The sequence below is a fragment of the Pedobacter sp. AC402 genome (assembly GCF_979252805.1).
In genome coordinates, this window is sequence record NZ_CEEDAI010000009.1 from 840,560 (window position 1) to 857,707 (window position 17,148).

The window sequence follows — 17,148 nt, forward strand, 5'->3', positions numbered from 1 at the left end:
AAATACAAACAGAAAGAATATTAAAAATCAGTTAACACAACTCCTAAATATAATCATGTACTAGTGAGCACCCAAAATGTAAACAATATTGTTTACATTTGTATTATGTTCAAAAAGCTATCAATATTAAAAGGACTCCATCCAGGCTTTTTTCTGGAGCATGAGCTTAAGAAAAAAAAGCTTTCTAAACGGAGTTTCGCTCTTTCCTTAGCAGAGCATCCACAAACCATTGGGGCAATTACCAAAGGAAACAGAGATATGAACACCAATCTTTCATTGCGGATTGAAAATGCACTTGATTTGGAAGAAGGTTTTTTAATGACACTTCAGGCCTTTTATGATATCAAAAAAGAAAAGGAAAAGCAAAAATTAACACCTAATCTCTCTGTTTTTAGCCCAACGTTGTTTTGGGATACCAAAATTGAAAATATTGATTGGAATCTTCATAAAAAATCTATTGTAAGCCGAATATTTGAATATGGCAATGAAAATGAAAAACAAGAGATTTTGAGTTTTTATGGAAAAGATACGGTGGAAAAATTACTTTCTACACCATCAAATAGTCGTCCGAAAAGCTTAAATGGAATTAACATAATTTAGTTTAATGATTCATTGGCATACTGTAAATAATCGATTAAAGGATTGCCTGCAACTTCTAATGCATGAGCCATTATTTAATCGGTTCAGATTAGTTGGCGGCACAGCATTGAGTTTACAATTGGGTAACCGCATTTCAATAGACATCGATTTATTTACAGATGCAACTTACGGATCAGTAAACTTTAAAGAAATTGATTCTTTTCTAACTAATCACTTTGATTTTATTTTTGGTGTATCTAATATGCCAGTAGCAATGGGAAAATCATACAGGGTAGGAAAAGATGAAAGTACGCTTGTTAAACTCGACTTTTACTATACTGATAACTTTATATTTGAGCCGCTTATTGTTGATGGTATTCGAATGGCCACAATAGCGGAAATTTTGGCTATGAAAGTAGATGTGATTCAGAGGGGCGGTAGGAAAAAAGATTTTTGGGATATTCATGAACTAATGGAATCTTTCTCATTACAACAAATGTTGACACTTCATCAAAAACGATACCCTTACAACCACGATCCTTTACTTATTACAAGAAACATGATCGATTTTGGGCCTGCCGATCATGAACCCGATCCAATCTGCCTGAGGGGAAAACACTGGGAACTGATCAAGTATGATTTGATAACTCTTTTAGAGAATTAGAATAATAAATCATATTATTTAATTGAAATAGGGTGAAATTGCTCATATTTTTCCTCATAAACTTTTTTATGTTCCATCATTGTTAACTGAGTTAACTGAACATCATTCGAACTCTGCCACGCTTACAATTGAGGTAAACCGAAGTCAAATAAGCTTCGCATCCTGAAAATAAACCCTAATTCTTTACCCTATTTTTCTCTGCATCTGCACTAGAAGATTCATGCTTGGCTGGCAACGAAAATGCCTTTCCAAAACGGTAACTGTAACTCAGCACCACCGCACGAGAATCTTGTTTGTTTACCCAATTGGCCTCTGTGGCTGCAAGGTTATTAATTACGCCTCTGTAAATACGGTTTCTAAATATATCGCTTGCTGTTAACTTGAGTGTGCTTTTTGGGGAAAGCTTTTTCTGCACAGCCGCTCCAAATTCATGCACAGAACCCAGGAAAAACTGAACATTAGAAAATTTACTTTGATAACGCATGCTCATCTCAGCATTCCATGTGTTACTTATTTTAAACTGCAACGTAGGATTTGCCCTGAAATAACTTCCATTGGTAACCAAAAACCCCGTATAGAAATCGGTTTTAGAAACCATTTTCGCAACCTCCAGGTAAGCATTCAGCTTAACCCACTTGGCCAGGTCTATTTCAGCATCAACCGAAACATTAGCCACTGTTGTTTTGCCCACATTTGCAGGTCGGCTGTAATACGTACCCTCCACTATTTCGATGGTTTCATTTACTTCATCCCTAACCCAACTGTACCCAAATGTGGTGGTAATTTTGTTTTTAAAAGTATGCGAAAGTTCGATGCTTTGTGTAAATGATGGCTTTAGGAAAGGATTTCCTACATAGTAGGTAAATTTATCCAGCGGAGAGAAAAATGGATTCAAATCCTGGTAATAAGGACGATCGATCCGCCTGCCGTAATTTAAACCTAGTTGGTTGTTGCCGGCAGTATCTAATTTGTAAGAAAAATAAAGTGTTGGAAACAAACTGTTGTAAGTTCGCTTAAAACTCGAATCAGGTTTAATCAGATTGCCAAGCTGATGACCATTTGACACTGTATTTTCATAGCGCAATCCTGCCTGTAAGGAAAAACGCTTTCCTTCACGACTCATATTTAAATAAACCGCATTAATATTTTCTTCATATAAAAAGTGGTTGCTCTTTTCGTAATCGGCATTGGTTTTATTATTGGCAGTATTAAAATAGTCGGCAATATTATCTGTTTTGGTGTAAGCAGTTTTAACACCTGCATCAATCTTCCATTTGTTTTCGAGTGGATGGGAATAATCCATTTTAGCCGTATAAATATCAATATCAGCAGGCAAATTACCTGTTAAAATATCCTGATACTTTAAAGTTCCAGCAGGCAGATAACTGAAATTATAATAGGTTTGATCAGTTTGATTACGGTACAAAAGGTAATCGGCATCAAAAGTAATCTCCCGGCCAGCCTGGTTAAATTTATGCCGGTAATTTAAATTTACCCCTGCATTTTTGTATTTAATCTGATCGATATTTTCAGCCCTTATAACAGAATCCAACTGAACAGAAGCATTGGATAAATTACTGGTATTGTTATTAACCTGCTTAGAAATCCGGTTCATTCCGGTAAGCACAATACCCCAGGTGGTTTTATCAGATGCATAATAATCTAAACCGGTTTTTAAATTAAATGTGTTGCCATGCCTACGGAAATATGAATTTTGATTGAAGTAGGATTTGGCACTACCATCATCATTTTTGTATTTCCTGTTAAGGTCAAGATCTGTAAAACTATTGTTCAGGTTGTAACTTAGGTTTCCGAAAACATTAATTTTATCCTTTCGGTAATTAAAATTAAAACTATTGTTCGATCGGCTTAATTCTCCCTGGTTCAAACTCAGATTAATCCCTCCATTAAAACCAGCGGTTTTGGTTTTTTTAGTTTTTATATTAATAACCCCTCCATTTCCTGCAGCATCATACTTGGCAGGCGGGTTGGTCATCAGTTCAATCTGATCAAGTGAAGAAGACGGCAACGAACGCAGGTAATTTTCGAGGTCGCCCCCCGATAAATAGGTCGGTTTATCATCAATAAATACAGCTACACCACCTTTTCCCTTGAGCGAGATTGCACCATTTTGATCTACATTTACTCCGGGCGATTTACTTAATACATCCAGTGCAGTTGTACCAGCATTGGAAATTAAAGCATCAACATTAACCACTGTACGGTCTATTTTACGCTCTACAAATGCTTTCTGGCCCGAAACGTTGATTTCCTTTAAATTAGTTGCTCCCGTTTTGATCTTAATTTCGGTTAAATTAATAACGGTATGATCAGGTGTTAAAACCAAAGTATCGGTTTGATAAATGGGCGAACCCACAACCGATACTTTGATGATGTACTTGCCATAAGCGAGCTTATCAAAACTAAACAGGCCGTCCTTTTCTGTAAAAGTAGTTTTTAGCAGCAGCGAATCTTTAATCAGGGCAATAGTGGCAAATTCTATTTTTTTTTCATCGGCATCCAATACACGACCATAAATTCGGCTTTGTTGGGGTTGAGCTTGGGCAAAAGTAAGGGCAATATTTATCCATGAGGCTAAAAAAGCCACGAGCTTAAATTTCATGATGTGTTATTGGATTAGCGCTTTTAGAAAATTAGTTCTTGTTGTTTTCGATCAGAAAATTATACATCAGCGAATGGTTATCGTTTTTTAAAAACTTTTGCTTGTACTTTTTCTGAACGTCGGCACTTTGTTTTTCGCCATTTACAATCAGTTCATCCTTATTAAGCTTGTACGATAATTTATTGGTACTGCTGATGATTCCGTCTTTCATCAATTGTTGATTGATTTGGTTGGTATAATCATGTCCGTCACCATTGGTAACGCTTTTGGAAGTAACCGTGCGCTGAGTACCCGTTTTGGTAACCGTTTTACCATTATTTAATGGCGGCGTAGGCGGAGTTGGTGGATTTACCTGATTTGGTGGCAATGCAGGAGCTGCTGGCACGGCAGGCATTGCAGGAACGGCGATAGACGATCTCGGCGTTCGTGGTGCTCTCTGGCGGGCGCGGCGGGCGGGGTGCCCTTGGTGAACGAGGACCATCACCAAGCTTATCATCCTGAGCCCATTTAGCATCTTCTTTTGCCCACTTAGCATCTTCTTTAGCCCATTTGGCATCTTCTTTAGCCCATTTTTCGTCAACTTTTCTTAACATCTCGTCTTCAATTCTTGCCTTAGCGTCCTCTATTCTTGCTCTGGCATCCTCCTTAGCATGATCTGCATCTTGCTGCCTTGCTTTTAAATCTTCAGCTCTGGCTTTTACATCTTCATCTGTTTCGGCTTTTTTACGCTTTTCATCCAACTGTTTAAGTTGTCGTTCCATTTTCACATTGATTTCCTTCTCCAGTTGATCAGTCGGTTTGCTTTGTGTCGATTTAGTTTTTCTGGTGCTATCCTGTTTAATCTGCATTAAACTGGACACTTCTTTTTTGGTAGTTGTTTTTGCATTGCCTACACTTTTAAAAGCGGCAGTACAAACCACTACCGATACCAGGGCGATGGTTAATATTGTTTTTTCCATTTTGTTTAAAGTTGAATTGGTGTTAAATAACATCCTGCTGGCTCTATGCAGCAGGCTACCGTTCTTACCTGTAATCGCCATGGCATAAGCAGGTGCACGCTGCTTAAATTCCTGACAGACTATAAGGGCTTGAACATAGTTTTTGCGATCATCCACGCATGCGATGGCCAAATCATCACAGCAATTTTCGCGTTCTGTTTTTATTAATTGTGATACCCAAAGTACCGCTGGGTTAAAGAAGAAAACAATTTCAATAAAGCTTTGCAACAGGTTAACCAAATAATCTTTACGCTTGATATGCGCAAGTTCATGCGCAAGAATAGCCTCAACTTCGGCATTGGAAAGCCCATTTAGCAAACCTAGCGGAATCAGTATGAGCGGTTTTAAGTGCCCTACCACCATGGGTGCATGCGCAATGCCCGATTGCATTATCTTAACAGGTTGGGTTAAACCCATCTTTGCGGTAAGTTCAGTTAATTTTTCATCCCATTTTATTCCCGCAGCATAAGTTTTATGCCTGCGTAAATGATATACACCATTTAAACCTACCATTAACTGGATACTTTTGCCACAAATAATTAAAAACCAAATCAATACAATCTGATAAGAATAGGCATTCCAGGCCGAAAGGATTCTGTTTATTCCGGAATACATGTTATGTTGTAATGCCGCTACTGTTTGTTGATCTGCCAGCGCAGTTGGCACATTAATTCCGCTTTGATGAATAATTTGGTTCTCGTAAGCACTGGGTTTTTGAAGCTCGTTAAAAAAGGTAATGCCGATGGACAAAACAAAAAGCCCCAAACAAATGGTTAGCAGGTTGTACCTCAGGGTAGCACTTGCTTTGCGGGTTGTAAACATCACCAGGCCTGCAATAAGAGACAGGATTACACCAAGCCATAATGAGTGGAACAAGGTAGTCCCTAAGGCATGCAGCCAATTTTCGGGTAAAAGCTTAATTAATTTAAAATCCATGATTGTGGTTCTTTTAGATTCTGTTAATCCATGCTATCCAATAGCCGCTTTATCTCTTCAATTTCTTGTTTAGATGTTTTTTCATTACCCAATAACTGCATCATCAACTGCGAAGCTGAACCTTTGTACAAAGTATTAACGAAACGATCTAACAGTTGAACTTTTGTTTTTCTTCTGCCTCAACCGGAATATAAATGTGTTTCATTTGGCTTTCATCACGTTTTAAGATCCCTTTTTCGGTCAGAATTTGCATCTGCTTTAAAGTTGAAGTATAGTTTACCTCTTTTTGAATGTTCAATTTATCGTTTACAAACCGAACTGTAGATGGTCCGAACTCCCACAATACCTGAAGAATTTCCAATTCGGCTTTAGTAGGTTCGGGCAGATTATTTCCAGCTTGATTACTTTTCATAATTTAAAGGTACGATAAATATCGTACGTTACAAATATTAGGTTAATTATTTTATTTTTTTCAAATAATTGGCCTTATACGCTATATAAACAGGCATTACTGAAAATAAAAAATCGAATTTTAATTTTATAGGTGTTTAAAAATCAACTTTACGAAGGAAGATGTAAATAAATTTTACTTAAAACAGGTTGATTTACCAGATTGGTTAAGCGGAAGGAAACTATAAGATGCTGTTTATCAAGTTTCCCCTTAGGATAAACCAGATAAACAGCATAGAAGAACAAAATTTACTATAAAGCGTCTGCCCCGGCAGTAGCCACGGCATGATCATCATCAACAGTGCTGCCCGAAACACCAATTGCACCAATAATCTCACCTGCCTCATTTTTAATTACCACACCACCCGGAAAGGTAATTAACCCACCGTTTGAGTGCTCAATATTAAATAATGGTTCTCCGGGTTGAACAAGTGGTGTTAAGGCTTTTGTATCCATCAAAAACCAATTGGCTGTTTTGGCTTTCTTTTGTGCAATATCAGCCGAGCCTAGCCAGGCACCATCCATACGCGCAAAAGCAAGCAGGTTACTGCCTGTATCTACTACTGCAACATTCATTTTAGTATTAATTTCAATGGCTTTAGCCTTAGCCGCAGCAATTACCTGTTCAGCCTGTTCTAATGTGATGTTCATATTTATTTTGAGTTAGAAGGAAATAACATATGCTAACAGGTAAAGTTTTAAAAATCAATAAATAAGCACACTCCAATAAATAAAAATATTGAACCGTCAGCGAAAAATGAAAATATGAAGACACAAAACATCTGATGTTTAAAATAAACATCGTATGTTTGTATTATTAATTGAAAATTATGAAACAGGAAATCAGACTATTTGAGCAGGTATCCGCTAAAATCCGGAGTGATATTAAAGACGGAAAATTTAAAGTTGGTGAAAAAATCCCATCAGAGCCTGCATTAATGGAAATTTATAATGTAGGTCGTTCTACAGTTAGAGAGGCAATTAAATCGCTTACCCTATCTGGAATCCTCACCGTTCAGCAAGGTTTTGGAACAAAAGTTAATGCCGTGCCTACCGAACCGATTGAACAACGCCTGCGGAGTTCGAATTTCGAAGAGATTAATCAGGTAAGGGCCCTTCTCGAACAGGAAATTGTACGTTTAGCTACCCAAAACCGCACAGATTCAGATCTTCAAATAATTCATGATGCACTTGAAAATAGAAAAAAAGCAATTGAGCATGAATTAAGAGCTGAATGTACCAATGCCGATATCGAATTTCACCTCGCCATTGCCCGCGCCTCAGGGAACCGCGTTCTGGCCGACCTTTATGAAAGCTTCACAATCATTATCCGCGATTTCTTTGCCAAAAGAGCTCCTTCAGGGATTAGCCATTTTGCAATGAGCCATCACTTGCACCAGGCGCTTTTTAACGCAATACAGCAAAGCGATACCGAAACCGCAAGTGCGACAATTACAACAATTTTGAACAATAATCATTAATATCATGTCAATTTTAACTTTTACCCTGATCCTCATCCTCGGTGCTTATCTCACAGGGCTCGTTGGATCATTAACCGGTCTTGGCGGAGGCGTAGTTGTAATCCCCTTACTTACCCTTGTTTTTCACGTCGATATCCGCTACGCAATCGGTGCCGCTTTACTGGCTTCCATCGCCAATTCATCAGGTGCTGCAAGCGCGTACATTAAAGAGGGAATTACCAATATCCGTTTGGGTATGTTTTTAGAAATCGCCACAACAGTTGGTGCAGTAATTGGTGCTTTAATTGCAGTTTATACTCCAACAAATACCATTGCGATTCTTTTCGGGAGTGTATTGCTTTTTTCGGCAGCAATGACTTTAAGGAAAAAAAACCAGGTGGCCTTAACTGAGGGCAGTAAACTTTCTGCAATACTCAAGCTTAACAGCAGCTATCCTACCCCAACAGGAACGGTAGATTATAAATTAAAAAACGTTGGTGCAGGTTTTTCCATCATGACGGTAGCCGGTCTAATGTCGGGCTTATTGGGTATCGGCTCTGGTGCACTAAAAGTACTGGCAATGGATACAGCAATGAAAATTCCTTTTAAAGTGAGTACTACCACCAGTAATTTTATGATTGGTGTTACCGCAGCAGCCAGTGCTGTAGTTTATTTGCAACGTGGATACATGGATCCTGGAATTGCATTTCCGGTTGTACTTGGTGTATTGGGCGGAGCTTTTACCGGAGCAAAATTATTAACAAGCATCAATCCATCAACATTGAGAATTATCTTTTGTATCGCCATTACATTTGTTGCCTTCGAAATGATCTACAATGGCTATCAACATAAATTTTAATAAAAGATTATGAAAAATATCTCCACACATCTTATACAAGATCGCGACGTAGAAAAAATTGTTGGAAAATTATTACGGTTTGGTGTAATTACAGCCAGTATAGTGGTGTTAGCAGGCGGCATACTCTTTCTCATCCAATATGGAACAGCGGCCAGGCCGGATTATCATGTCTTTAAAGGCGAAGAAAACAGTTATATTACCTTTAGAGGGATTTTTATGGGAATTTTCACATTAAAACCCATGGCCATTATCCAGTTTGGAGTGTTACTCTTAATCATTACGCCCATAATGCGAATTGTATTTTCGCTATTTGCCTTCGTAATTGAGAAGGATAAAATGTATGTTATAATTACATTAATTGTCCTCGCAATTATTTTAGGCAGTACTTTTGGCGGACTAAAAATCTAACTTTCTTAAACGTTTTTTATACGATATACATGAAACTTTTTATGATTTACTTATAAGTTTACGATATACATGAAACTTTTATTAATTACGTAAGGTTCAGCGCTCTGAAGTGGGTGGGCTAAAAATATTCGAAATAGGAGAAAAATATTATTTTGAGGATTTAGGCCTTAGAAACGCAATTATAGGTTTTAACCAAGTTGCTGATCTACATAAATTAATGGAAAACGCAGTTTATCTACATTTAAAACAGCAAAATTTTAACGTTTTTGTTGGTAAACTGGGCGAAAATGAAATTGATTTTGTAGCCGATAAAAATGGCAATAAAACGTATATACAAGTTTGCCTAACTATACAGAGCGAAATCACTGCTAACCGTGAATTTGGAAACCTTTTAAAAATAGAGGATAACTATCCAAAATATGTTATTACATTAAATGATATAATGATAGGACAAAATAAAGAAGGCATTATACAAAAAAATCTGCTCGAATTTTTATCCGAACAGACTGATAATTAACAATTAACAAATTATTACAATTATGCTTTAAGCTGCTTAATTACTGCAATCAAATCTTCTTCTCCATAATTTGCAGCTGCAGCCTCAAAGGTATTCCGTGCTGTTTTCGCTAAAGGCAAATCAAGGCCGATGGCTTTAGCTAGATTTAAATCCTTTACAATGTGTTTAAGTGCAAAAGCGGGCTTATAGTTATCAGCAACAATTACATCGCCTTTAATTTTGGTGAATACATTAGCAATAGCCCCGTTGTTGATCAAATTAAGTAAATCTTCGGTTTTAATGCCTTGTTGATTGGCAAACACAACAGTTTCTGCCAAACCCTGGGTATATAACGCCAATAATGAATTTATGGCGAGTTTTGCCACATTGCCAACACCTGCTTCGCCGAGGCGCACTGCCATTTTACCCATTTTTTCGAGAATTGGTTTTACCTCGTTGAAAGCAGTTTCATCGCCTCCTACCATAATTACCAACTGACCTGTTTCTGCCTGTTTTACACTTCCAGAAACTGGCGCATCTAAATATATACTTCCTTTATCTTGGCATAACGCAGCCATTTCTTTTGAAATTGAAGGAGAAACTGTACTCATATTAATGATGATTTTGCCAGCATTTTCTGCGCTAAAAAGTCCATCATCTCCTTTAAAAATCTGTTCTATTGCCACATCATCGGTAACCATAACAATTACCACATCGCTAGCTGCAATCAAATCTTTTGGCGTTTCAGCAATTGAAGCACCCATTTCTTTCAAAACAGCTTCTTTATCCTTGCTCCTGTTATAAACCGTAACGGCGTAATCAGCTTTTATTAATTGTTCTGCCATTGGGATCCCCATATTACCTAGCCCAATCCAACCTATTTTTTGTGTATTCATTTCTTCGTTTTTATGATAAACAAATGTGCCAAAGAAAAAGCTTAAATTATTTACTAAGCGTAAAAATTACATCATTAATAATTTTTTGTTTATGATATAAAATATTTCCAGTCTACAACATATTTTGATGATTATCAATGGTGCAGGAAAGGAAATTTCTCATTTTGGATTAGCTACTTAGTTTCAATGTAAGTTCATCGAGTAAAGCAATCTGTTTTTCATTAATGTGTTTAACGGCATCGTTATAATTAAACCACCCAGCCTTATCCACTTCAGCAAAATTTTGCTTTTTCCCTGATCGTGGAGGCCATTCGATTTCAAAAGTATTGCTCACAATGCTAGAAGGATCCAATTCCCCTTCAATGGCCCAGCATAAAACCTTTTTACCTCCTTTTTGCACAATTGCACTTAACGCTATAAAATCACCTGATAATGTTTTGCCTGTTTCTTCGGCAAACTCTCTGATGGCGGCATTTAATGGCTCTTCATTTGCATTTAATTCCCCTTTGGGTATTGTCCAAAATCCTAAATCTTTCTTAACAAAGAAAGGACCGCCGGGATGTACAAGAAAAAATTCGAGATGCTGATCTTTCTTTCGGAAGAGTAAAATACCTGCGCTTTGTTTCATAGCAACAAGATAGGGCTTTATGATCCAAGAAGTCAAGTTTTAAAAACTTGACTTCTTTTTTGATTAACCACCAGTAAAGTTAATTGTTTGGTAGATTTGACTTCATCGGTATATTTTTATAAATTCAATTATGCCTATTAATGAAAAATTTATTGAAGATTTTACCGAGGATGAATTTATGCATATCATCTGCAAATCTATTAGTGGCTCAATATTATTTAAAGACGAAGAAAATAAATCATACTTTCTTAAAAAATTCGCGCAATATTCTGCCGGTTATTTAAATACCTATTCTTATATCCTGTTGGATAATCACTCACATTTCTTGGTAAAATGCACAAATCGAATTTACCTTAAATCTCATTTAAAATCTTTAAATAAGGATTCATTGAAAACACATCAGAAGAAATACATTGCAGATGAAATTAATTATAGTCAAGCTATTGAATTTCAAATGAAGGATTTTTTTATAGCCTATGCAATGGCTTTTAATAAGAAAAACGACAGATCAGGATCCTTATTTGTAAATCCTTTCAGAAGAGTGAGAATCAGTGATGAAGTACACTTGCAACAGGTAATTATTTATATTCATGCGAATGCATTAAAACATAACATCTGTTCTCAATTTCAAAATTATAAATGGTCATCTTATCTGTCTATACTCTCTGATAAAAAAACTGTATTAAAAAAAGAGAGGAAATCTTAGACTTTTTCGGTGGAAAAGACAATTTTATACACCAACATCAAACTCAAAGCAAATACTTTTATAATTGTGGTTTCCAAATTGAATAAGCTTATAATTAAAGAAGTCAAGTTTTAAAAACTTGACTTCTTTGTACAAACAAAAAAGCAGTTAAGTTTTATACTTAACTGCTTTATATAATCTGGTATGATGAGATTTTATTGGAGGCGTTTACAACAACCCGTACAAACCGTGGGCGTAGTTCCTTAATGAAGATGATACTGTTTTCATCTTATCCGGAGATGGGCCTTTTACTTTATAGGCTTCTGGATGAAGTTCTAAAGGTTGATCGTCAATTTGTTCTAATGTGTTCTTGTTGCTTAATGTAGCATGCTGTTCTTCGCTTAATTTTAAAGGTGCCATGATCTTGAAATTTATACTAGAACAACAGGAATTATTGAAATAAGTTTGCGGGGTAAGTTATTTTTTTTAAATTATTTTTCGAGGCTGGAAATCCAGTTTTCTGTATCCGAAATCTTTACCGGAACCGCCGAAGCTACAATTTTAAGTACCCCTCCAGCATTAATTTCATCTTGGGTGATGTAATTCCTTTTAAAGGGCTTCCCGTTTAGAAAAACAGCTTTGATGTATTTATTTTTGAGGTTAAAATTTTCTGTTTCGATGGTAAAAGTTTTCCCTTTCGGTAGGTTATAGCTAAGTGATGGAAACAAAGGCACATTTAAGTAGTATACCGGCCAACCTACACAGGCAGGAGAAAAGCCACTTGCTGCAAATATATACCATGCACTCATTGCCCCTGCATCATCATCCATGGTACGGAGATAAGCATGTGGTTGATTTCGGTAGATTTTGCCGATATAACTGCCAATTCCCCTACTGTTATCGTTAAAATAATTCTGAATTACTGTATCAGCAGCCAATTGGTGCATCCAATATTGCGATTTATAGCCCAATTTGGTGGCATTATACATCAATGGTACCTGAAGATCAGGCTCGTTGGCATGATTATATAAATCGCGGGCAAAAAACTCGTCAAGCTTAGCAAGGTAAGATTCTTCTCCACCATCAAGCGCTATCAATCCTTTGAAATCGTATGGAACAAACCACCGGTATTGCCAGATCGTGCCCTGGTACAATCCTCTGGCCTGCATCCTGTCTACATCATTTTTGCTCATATCTTTAAAATCCCTGTTCCAATATTTTTTATAATCCAGTGCCTTATTGAGGTAAAAAGTTGATTTTTCCTGGTTATTTAAAATCTTGAAAATTTCAGATAATGCCCAATTATCATAACTCGATTCAAGTGCTTTATCTGGCGATTTATAATCTAAACCATCAACTTCTTTCACCAATGAATCGGCAATTTTATTAAAATCTACGGGATAACCTTTTCGGTAAGCATCGAGCAATACCACAATGGCATGTTCAGAACGGACCGTATTTGATGGCTCATTTTGCCCTGCATAATCTTTTTTTCCTGAGTTATATAAATCAGCAATAGAATTCACCATTCCTGAATAGCGGTTTTGTGCTATTAAAGAAAGTAAAGGTAACTGGGTGCGGTAGTTGTCCCATATGGCCCAGCCATTGTAACGGATTTCTTTATCCTTTTGAATTTCACCTTTTGTATTGCGGTAGGTGCCATCAGTTTCAGAAATTACATAAGGCGATTGCATGGTACGGTATAATAGTGAATAGAACAGTTTTGCGCTTTCCAGATCGCCGTTTACTGCAATTTTGGAAAGATTCGTATTCCATTCAGCCTTGCTTTGTTCTTTAACTTTGTTAAAAGGGTTTTTATTGATAGCGGCTTTTGCATATTCCACACTTACCGATGAAAGTGCGATATTGATACCTGATGAAGTTACATCTTCTTTTAAAGTGGCAATCATTTTATGATCATCAATTATTTTCCATGAAACATTATTTCCGATTTCCATGTAATAGAACAGCTTGTATTTACCTACCCCACAAGTGGTTTTAGCAGTAATCCATCCACTTACACTGTTGCCGTTTATAACGTGAGATTCTGCCACAAAAGCGCCGTTAAAGGCGTAACTTAAATCAATATAAAAACCTTTTGCCCCTTTCGGAAATTGATAAGCATGTTTCCCTGCTTTACCAAACACCGTAAAACTTGCTTTAATTTTATTTTCAAAGCCCACTTCGTAATACCCAGGATTTGCTTTTTCTGAAACTTTAATCAGCTCAGTTTGCGCCGGATCGGTGCCTAAAAAGGGTTTAATGAAAATATCCCCACCAGAACCCTGGCAACCTACCCCCTCAAAACGATTATGGGTAAAACCCTCAAATTTTTTGGCCAGGAATTCGTAACCTGTATGTGTTTTAGGATACGTTTGCGGACCGATGCTTAACATACTAAACGGTGCAGATGCGGCTGGCGACATTTGTCCGTGATCTGCAGAGGAGCCCAGGAAAACATTTACCTGATCTACAGGTTTTGCAGTTTCGACTGTGAATAGCTGAGACTTGTGTTGTGCTAAAACGTTTAATGAAATGAGCGGCAAAAAGGCCAGGAGTTTAATATAAAACTTCATTATGTAGTACTGTTTTTAAATCGGCCTAAAATAACATTTTAACATGAAGTAGATATTATGTTTTAGCTTCTTTACAGAAGTTCTTGGTCTTGCTATTAGAAGCCCTAATTACGGGCGAACGTAATCTCACCACAGATAAAAAGGATGCACACAGATAGGAAAATCCGTGTTTATCTATGCCATCTGTGGTTAAAATGCTTAATTAACGGTTTGGGATGATTATTCTTGGCGGCTTTATGATCAAGTCCTTTAATATATATCTAACTACAGATAAAAAGGATGCACACACATACTAAAATCCGTGTTTATCTGTGCTCATCTGTGGTTAAAATGCTTAATTAACGGTATTGGGATGATTATTCTTGGCTGATTGGTTATCCAGGCTGATAGTGGTAACAAGAGATAACATCACAAGATCAGGATGATAATAAAACAAAAAAAGCCGTCTAAATATAAAATCAAGACGGCTTTAAATAAGATTATTGTTATTATTTGATGGTAACCGGGACTGAAATTTTATCCCAATCCAAAGAGAAACCACTTTTAGTAATTTTATATACCAAACGCTCTTGTGTAGCTTTTAATGCTTTTGTTTTAACATCAACGCGTAAAGCATCTTTAGCTTCTTCGTATTTGTAAGCACCCCATTGTTTTGGCTCCTTGTTAAAAATTGCTGTCCAGGTTCCACTTTCTTTAGGTATTAAAAAGAAGCTATATTTCCCTGCGGCCAAAGCTTTACCTTCTACCATGATATCTTTATCGGTTTCAAAAGTAGTTGCCTCATTAGCACCCGCACGCCATACTTTATCAAAAGCCTCAAGGCCTCCCCAAATTTTACGTCCTTTAACTGCCGGACTGCTGTAGTTAATGGTAATGGTTGCACCCTTTACTTTTCCTGTTGCAGTAGCCGCAGGACTTGGCTTAGGCTGAGCATCTTGTGCCATTGCACTTACAGAAATGGTAATTGCCGTAAATAGCAAAGCGATTGATTTAATCATCGTTTTCATAGTATTATATTTATCTGTTTTTGTTGTTTTTAATTTTACGAATTTATGGCTTTCAGTTGATAAAAACTATAATCCCAGTGTCTTAAAACGAAGAAACGTTTTTATTATTTCATTAGTAATTTTCTACCTTTTTCGTCTTACCCAATGTACTATGCTTTAGCTGTATTATTGGCTTTAACATGCGGGTTATAAAATATCATCCCAAGTAATGAGAATATAATTACCGCAGCAGCACCAATTACGTTAAGCCATAGGAATGAAACAATATCAAACTCATAAACAGCAATAACTGCGATTTCGGAAAGGATTGCAGCAAAAAACACCAACGGACCGTTTATCTTTTTAAAATAAAATGCCACGAGGAAAATACCAAGTATGGGCCCATAAAATAAGGAACCCAATACATTAACCGCTTCAATTAACGAACCCATTTGTGTGGCAAACATGGCAACCGCTATCGAAAAAATGCCCCAGGCCAATGTATGCAGCCTGCTGTATCTTAGCTCTGTTTCATCGTTTACTGCACTTTTTTTAAAAATGAGGTGCACATCTTTTAACGAACAGGCGGCCAATGAATTTAATGCCGCAGATATTGATCCCCAACTGGCTAAAAATATGACGGCGAAAAGCAAACCGATCATTCCCACCGGAAGTGTATTTTTAACAAAATATAAAAATATATAATTGGTATCTGTTTTTTCTGCATTGTAATTCGCTTTGTTGATTGCTTCCTCTACCCTACCATGAAGTTCTTTCACTCGTTTTTGGGTTGACTTAAAATTTTCAATAGCAACATTTAACAATGGTGATTGCTGTTCCTTTTCTACAAGTATGGTTTTTGATTGCTCATTAAATTTCTGCGCCAAGGCATTGTGTTCTTTTTCGAAAACAGCAGCCTGCTGTGGCTGCGTTTCTTTTAAATATTGATAGGAACGCTCATTGAAATAGATCGGTGCAGGTTTTAAGGAGAAAAACGCGAAAAGTAAAGCACCGATTAATAAGATTGCAAACTGCATTGGTATTTTCACCAATCCGTTTAAGAGCAGTCCCATTTTTGCATTGGTATTGTCTTTTGCGGTGATGTACCTTCCAACCTGACTCTGATCAGTGCCAAAATAAGAAAGTGCGAGAAAGAAACCACCAATTAAACCACTCCAGATATTGTATTTATCCTTCCAATCAAATTCTGTGGTTATTACATTTAATTTTCCGGATTTACCGGCAAGATACAGCGCATCTTTAAAACCGATGCCATTGGGCATATTTTGCACCAAAAGATATCCGGCAAAGGCCATTGTTCCTAAAATTATCAGAAATTGCAGCTTCTGTGTATGCGCAATGGCCTTTGCACCGCCAACGTATGTATAAATCAGTAGTATTCCACCGGTTAAAATATTTGTTAAATAGATGTTCCAGTTTAAAACACTAGAAAGGATAATACTTGGGGCGTAAATACTGATCCCTGTCGACAATCCACGGGAAAACAGGAACAAAAGTGAGGTTAAAACTCTTGTTTTTTTATCAAAACGGTTTTCAAGATACTCGTAAGCAGTATAAACATTTAATTTTTGAAAAATCGGGATGAATGTGATGCATATAACGATCATTGCCAGCGGCAAGCCGAAATAATATTGAACGAAACGCATACCATCTGTATAGGCCTGTCCTGGTGCCGATAAAAAAGTAATGGCACTGGCCTGGGTAGCCATAATCCCCAGTAACACAATGTACCAGGGCATTTTATTATCTGCCTTTAAGTATGAAGCATTGCTTTTTTGTCCACGGCCGATAAAAACGCCATACGTTACCACCGCAAGCAATGTAAATATCAATACTGCCCAATCGATATTACTCATGCCCAGAATTTAGTAAACAAATAGTAA

18 protein-coding genes are annotated in these 17,148 nt (G+C 36.9%); 7 read left to right on the top strand and 11 right to left on the bottom strand.

Translation table 11 applies throughout. The features are described 5' to 3' along the window. Positions 1-105: 105 nt before the first annotated feature. Positions 106-600, top strand: a complete 495-nt coding sequence (locus AC0IWE_RS14585) for a helix-turn-helix transcriptional regulator (protein WP_471793620.1) — start codon at positions 106-108, stop codon at positions 598-600. A gap of 58 nt (positions 601-658) precedes the next feature. Then, positions 659-1,243 carry a nucleotidyl transferase AbiEii/AbiGii toxin family protein gene (locus AC0IWE_RS14590; protein WP_471793621.1) on the top strand — a complete coding sequence of 195 codons (585 nt, stop codon included), beginning with the start codon at positions 659-661 and terminating at the stop codon, positions 1,241-1,243. A 175-nt stretch (positions 1,244-1,418) separates the two neighbouring features. Here AC0IWE_RS14590 and AC0IWE_RS14595 read toward each other — a convergent pair whose 3' ends face one another. The 5 genes from AC0IWE_RS14595 to AC0IWE_RS14615 all read right to left on the bottom strand — a co-directional run bounded on the left by AC0IWE_RS14595 (position 1,419) and on the right by AC0IWE_RS14615 (position 6,901). Continuing rightward, a complete protein-coding gene (locus tag AC0IWE_RS14595; protein ID WP_471793622.1) occupies positions 1,419-3,866 on the bottom strand; it encodes a TonB-dependent receptor in 2,448 nt (815 codons plus the stop codon). A 31-nt stretch (positions 3,867-3,897) separates the two neighbouring features. Then, entirely contained in the window at positions 3,898-4,233 is a 336-nt protein-coding gene (locus AC0IWE_RS14600; protein WP_471793623.1) for a hypothetical protein, read from the bottom strand. Continuing rightward, the gene (locus tag AC0IWE_RS14605) at positions 4,181-5,800 is read right to left on the bottom strand and encodes a M56 family metallopeptidase (protein WP_471793624.1); all 1,620 of its coding nucleotides are present in this window, start codon (positions 5,798-5,800) and stop codon (positions 4,181-4,183) included. Before AC0IWE_RS14605 ends, AC0IWE_RS14600 begins: the two co-directional genes overlap by 53 nt. A 148-nt stretch (positions 5,801-5,948) precedes the next feature. Next, positions 5,949-6,212 carry a BlaI/MecI/CopY family transcriptional regulator gene (locus tag AC0IWE_RS14610; protein WP_471793625.1) on the bottom strand — a complete coding sequence of 88 codons (264 nt, stop codon included), beginning with the start codon at positions 6,210-6,212 and terminating at the stop codon, positions 5,949-5,951. A gap of 290 nt (positions 6,213-6,502) precedes the next feature. Next, positions 6,503-6,901: a GlcG/HbpS family heme-binding protein gene (locus AC0IWE_RS14615; protein ID WP_471793626.1), complete on the bottom strand. Its 399-nt coding sequence runs from the start codon at positions 6,899-6,901 to the stop codon at positions 6,503-6,505. Positions 6,902-7,080: 179 nt separating this feature from the next. On the opposite strand from AC0IWE_RS14615, the gene AC0IWE_RS14620 reads away from it, so the two are divergent. The 4 genes from AC0IWE_RS14620 (at position 7,081) to AC0IWE_RS14635 (ending at position 9,494) form a co-directional block, all read left to right on the top strand. Then, positions 7,081-7,731, top strand: a complete 651-nt coding sequence (locus AC0IWE_RS14620) for a FadR/GntR family transcriptional regulator (RefSeq protein WP_471793627.1) — start codon at positions 7,081-7,083, stop codon at positions 7,729-7,731. Positions 7,732-7,735: 4 nt separating this feature from the next. Next, entirely contained in the window at positions 7,736-8,569 is an 834-nt protein-coding gene (locus AC0IWE_RS14625) for a sulfite exporter TauE/SafE family protein (protein ID WP_471793628.1), read from the top strand. Between the two features lie 9 nt (positions 8,570-8,578). Continuing rightward, entirely contained in the window at positions 8,579-8,977 is a 399-nt protein-coding gene (locus AC0IWE_RS14630) for a DUF1634 domain-containing protein (protein ID WP_471793629.1), read from the top strand. 109 nt (positions 8,978-9,086) lie between these two features. Continuing rightward, complete coding sequence (locus AC0IWE_RS14635) at positions 9,087-9,494, top strand: DUF4143 domain-containing protein (protein WP_471793630.1); 408 nt, start codon at positions 9,087-9,089, stop codon at positions 9,492-9,494. Positions 9,495-9,514: 20 nt separating this feature from the next. On the opposite strand, the gene AC0IWE_RS14640 is transcribed toward AC0IWE_RS14635, so the two are convergent. Then, on the bottom strand, positions 9,515-10,369 hold the full coding sequence (locus tag AC0IWE_RS14640) for an NAD(P)-dependent oxidoreductase (RefSeq protein ID WP_471793631.1): 855 nt from the start codon (positions 10,367-10,369) through the stop codon (positions 9,515-9,517). A 169-nt stretch (positions 10,370-10,538) separates the two neighbouring features. Then, positions 10,539-10,997 carry an NUDIX hydrolase gene (locus tag AC0IWE_RS14645; protein ID WP_471793632.1) on the bottom strand — a complete coding sequence of 153 codons (459 nt, stop codon included), beginning with the start codon at positions 10,995-10,997 and terminating at the stop codon, positions 10,539-10,541. A 130-nt stretch (positions 10,998-11,127) separates the two neighbouring features. Between AC0IWE_RS14645 and AC0IWE_RS14650 the strand changes: the two genes are divergently transcribed. Then, positions 11,128-11,703 carry a transposase gene (locus tag AC0IWE_RS14650; protein WP_471793633.1) on the top strand — a complete coding sequence of 192 codons (576 nt, stop codon included), beginning with the start codon at positions 11,128-11,130 and terminating at the stop codon, positions 11,701-11,703. Between the two features lie 207 nt (positions 11,704-11,910). Here AC0IWE_RS14650 and AC0IWE_RS14655 read toward each other — a convergent pair whose 3' ends face one another. The 4 genes from AC0IWE_RS14655 to AC0IWE_RS14670 form a co-directional block, all read right to left on the bottom strand. Then, positions 11,911-12,102, bottom strand: a complete 192-nt coding sequence (locus AC0IWE_RS14655) for a hypothetical protein (protein ID WP_471793634.1) — start codon at positions 12,100-12,102, stop codon at positions 11,911-11,913. 71 nt (positions 12,103-12,173) lie between these two features. Next, positions 12,174-14,258, bottom strand: a complete 2,085-nt coding sequence (locus AC0IWE_RS14660) for a glycoside hydrolase domain-containing protein (RefSeq protein ID WP_471793635.1) — start codon at positions 14,256-14,258, stop codon at positions 12,174-12,176. A gap of 488 nt (positions 14,259-14,746) precedes the next feature. Continuing rightward, positions 14,747-15,265, bottom strand: a complete 519-nt coding sequence (locus AC0IWE_RS14665) for a DUF2911 domain-containing protein (protein WP_463492770.1) — start codon at positions 15,263-15,265, stop codon at positions 14,747-14,749. Positions 15,266-15,414: 149 nt separating this feature from the next. Continuing rightward, complete coding sequence (locus tag AC0IWE_RS14670; protein ID WP_471793636.1) at positions 15,415-17,121, bottom strand: sodium:solute symporter family protein; 1,707 nt, start codon at positions 17,119-17,121, stop codon at positions 15,415-15,417. Positions 17,122-17,148: the final 27 nt, after the last annotated feature.

Coding starts and splice junctions, on each gene's coding strand:
- AC0IWE_RS14585 (WP_471793620.1), top strand. CDS start 106: ATGTTCAAAAAGCTATCAATATTAAAAGGACTCCATCCAGGCTTTTTT.
- AC0IWE_RS14590 (WP_471793621.1), top strand. CDS start 659: ATGCATGAGCCATTATTTAATCGGTTCAGATTAGTTGGCGGCACAGCA.
- AC0IWE_RS14595 (WP_471793622.1), bottom strand. CDS start 3,866: ATGAAATTTAAGCTCGTGGCTTTTTTAGCCTCATGGATAAATATTGCC.
- AC0IWE_RS14605 (WP_471793624.1), bottom strand. CDS start 5,800: ATGGATTTTAAATTAATTAAGCTTTTACCCGAAAATTGGCTGCATGCC.
- AC0IWE_RS14610 (WP_471793625.1), bottom strand. CDS start 6,212: ATGAAAAGTAATCAAGCTGGAAATAATCTGCCCGAACCTACTAAAGCC.
- AC0IWE_RS14615 (WP_471793626.1), bottom strand. CDS start 6,901: ATGAACATCACATTAGAACAGGCTGAACAGGTAATTGCTGCGGCTAAG.
- AC0IWE_RS14620 (WP_471793627.1), top strand. CDS start 7,081: ATGAAACAGGAAATCAGACTATTTGAGCAGGTATCCGCTAAAATCCGG.
- AC0IWE_RS14625 (WP_471793628.1), top strand. CDS start 7,736: ATGTCAATTTTAACTTTTACCCTGATCCTCATCCTCGGTGCTTATCTC.
- AC0IWE_RS14630 (WP_471793629.1), top strand. CDS start 8,579: ATGAAAAATATCTCCACACATCTTATACAAGATCGCGACGTAGAAAAA.
- AC0IWE_RS14640 (WP_471793631.1), bottom strand. CDS start 10,369: ATGAATACACAAAAAATAGGTTGGATTGGGCTAGGTAATATGGGGATC.
- AC0IWE_RS14645 (WP_471793632.1), bottom strand. CDS start 10,997: ATGAAACAAAGCGCAGGTATTTTACTCTTCCGAAAGAAAGATCAGCAT.
- AC0IWE_RS14650 (WP_471793633.1), top strand. CDS start 11,128: ATGCCTATTAATGAAAAATTTATTGAAGATTTTACCGAGGATGAATTT.
- AC0IWE_RS14655 (WP_471793634.1), bottom strand. CDS start 12,102: ATGGCACCTTTAAAATTAAGCGAAGAACAGCATGCTACATTAAGCAAC.
- AC0IWE_RS14660 (WP_471793635.1), bottom strand. CDS start 14,258: ATGAAGTTTTATATTAAACTCCTGGCCTTTTTGCCGCTCATTTCATTA.
- AC0IWE_RS14665 (WP_463492770.1), bottom strand. CDS start 15,265: ATGAAAACGATGATTAAATCAATCGCTTTGCTATTTACGGCAATTACC.
- AC0IWE_RS14670 (WP_471793636.1), bottom strand. CDS start 17,121: ATGAGTAATATCGATTGGGCAGTATTGATATTTACATTGCTTGCGGTG.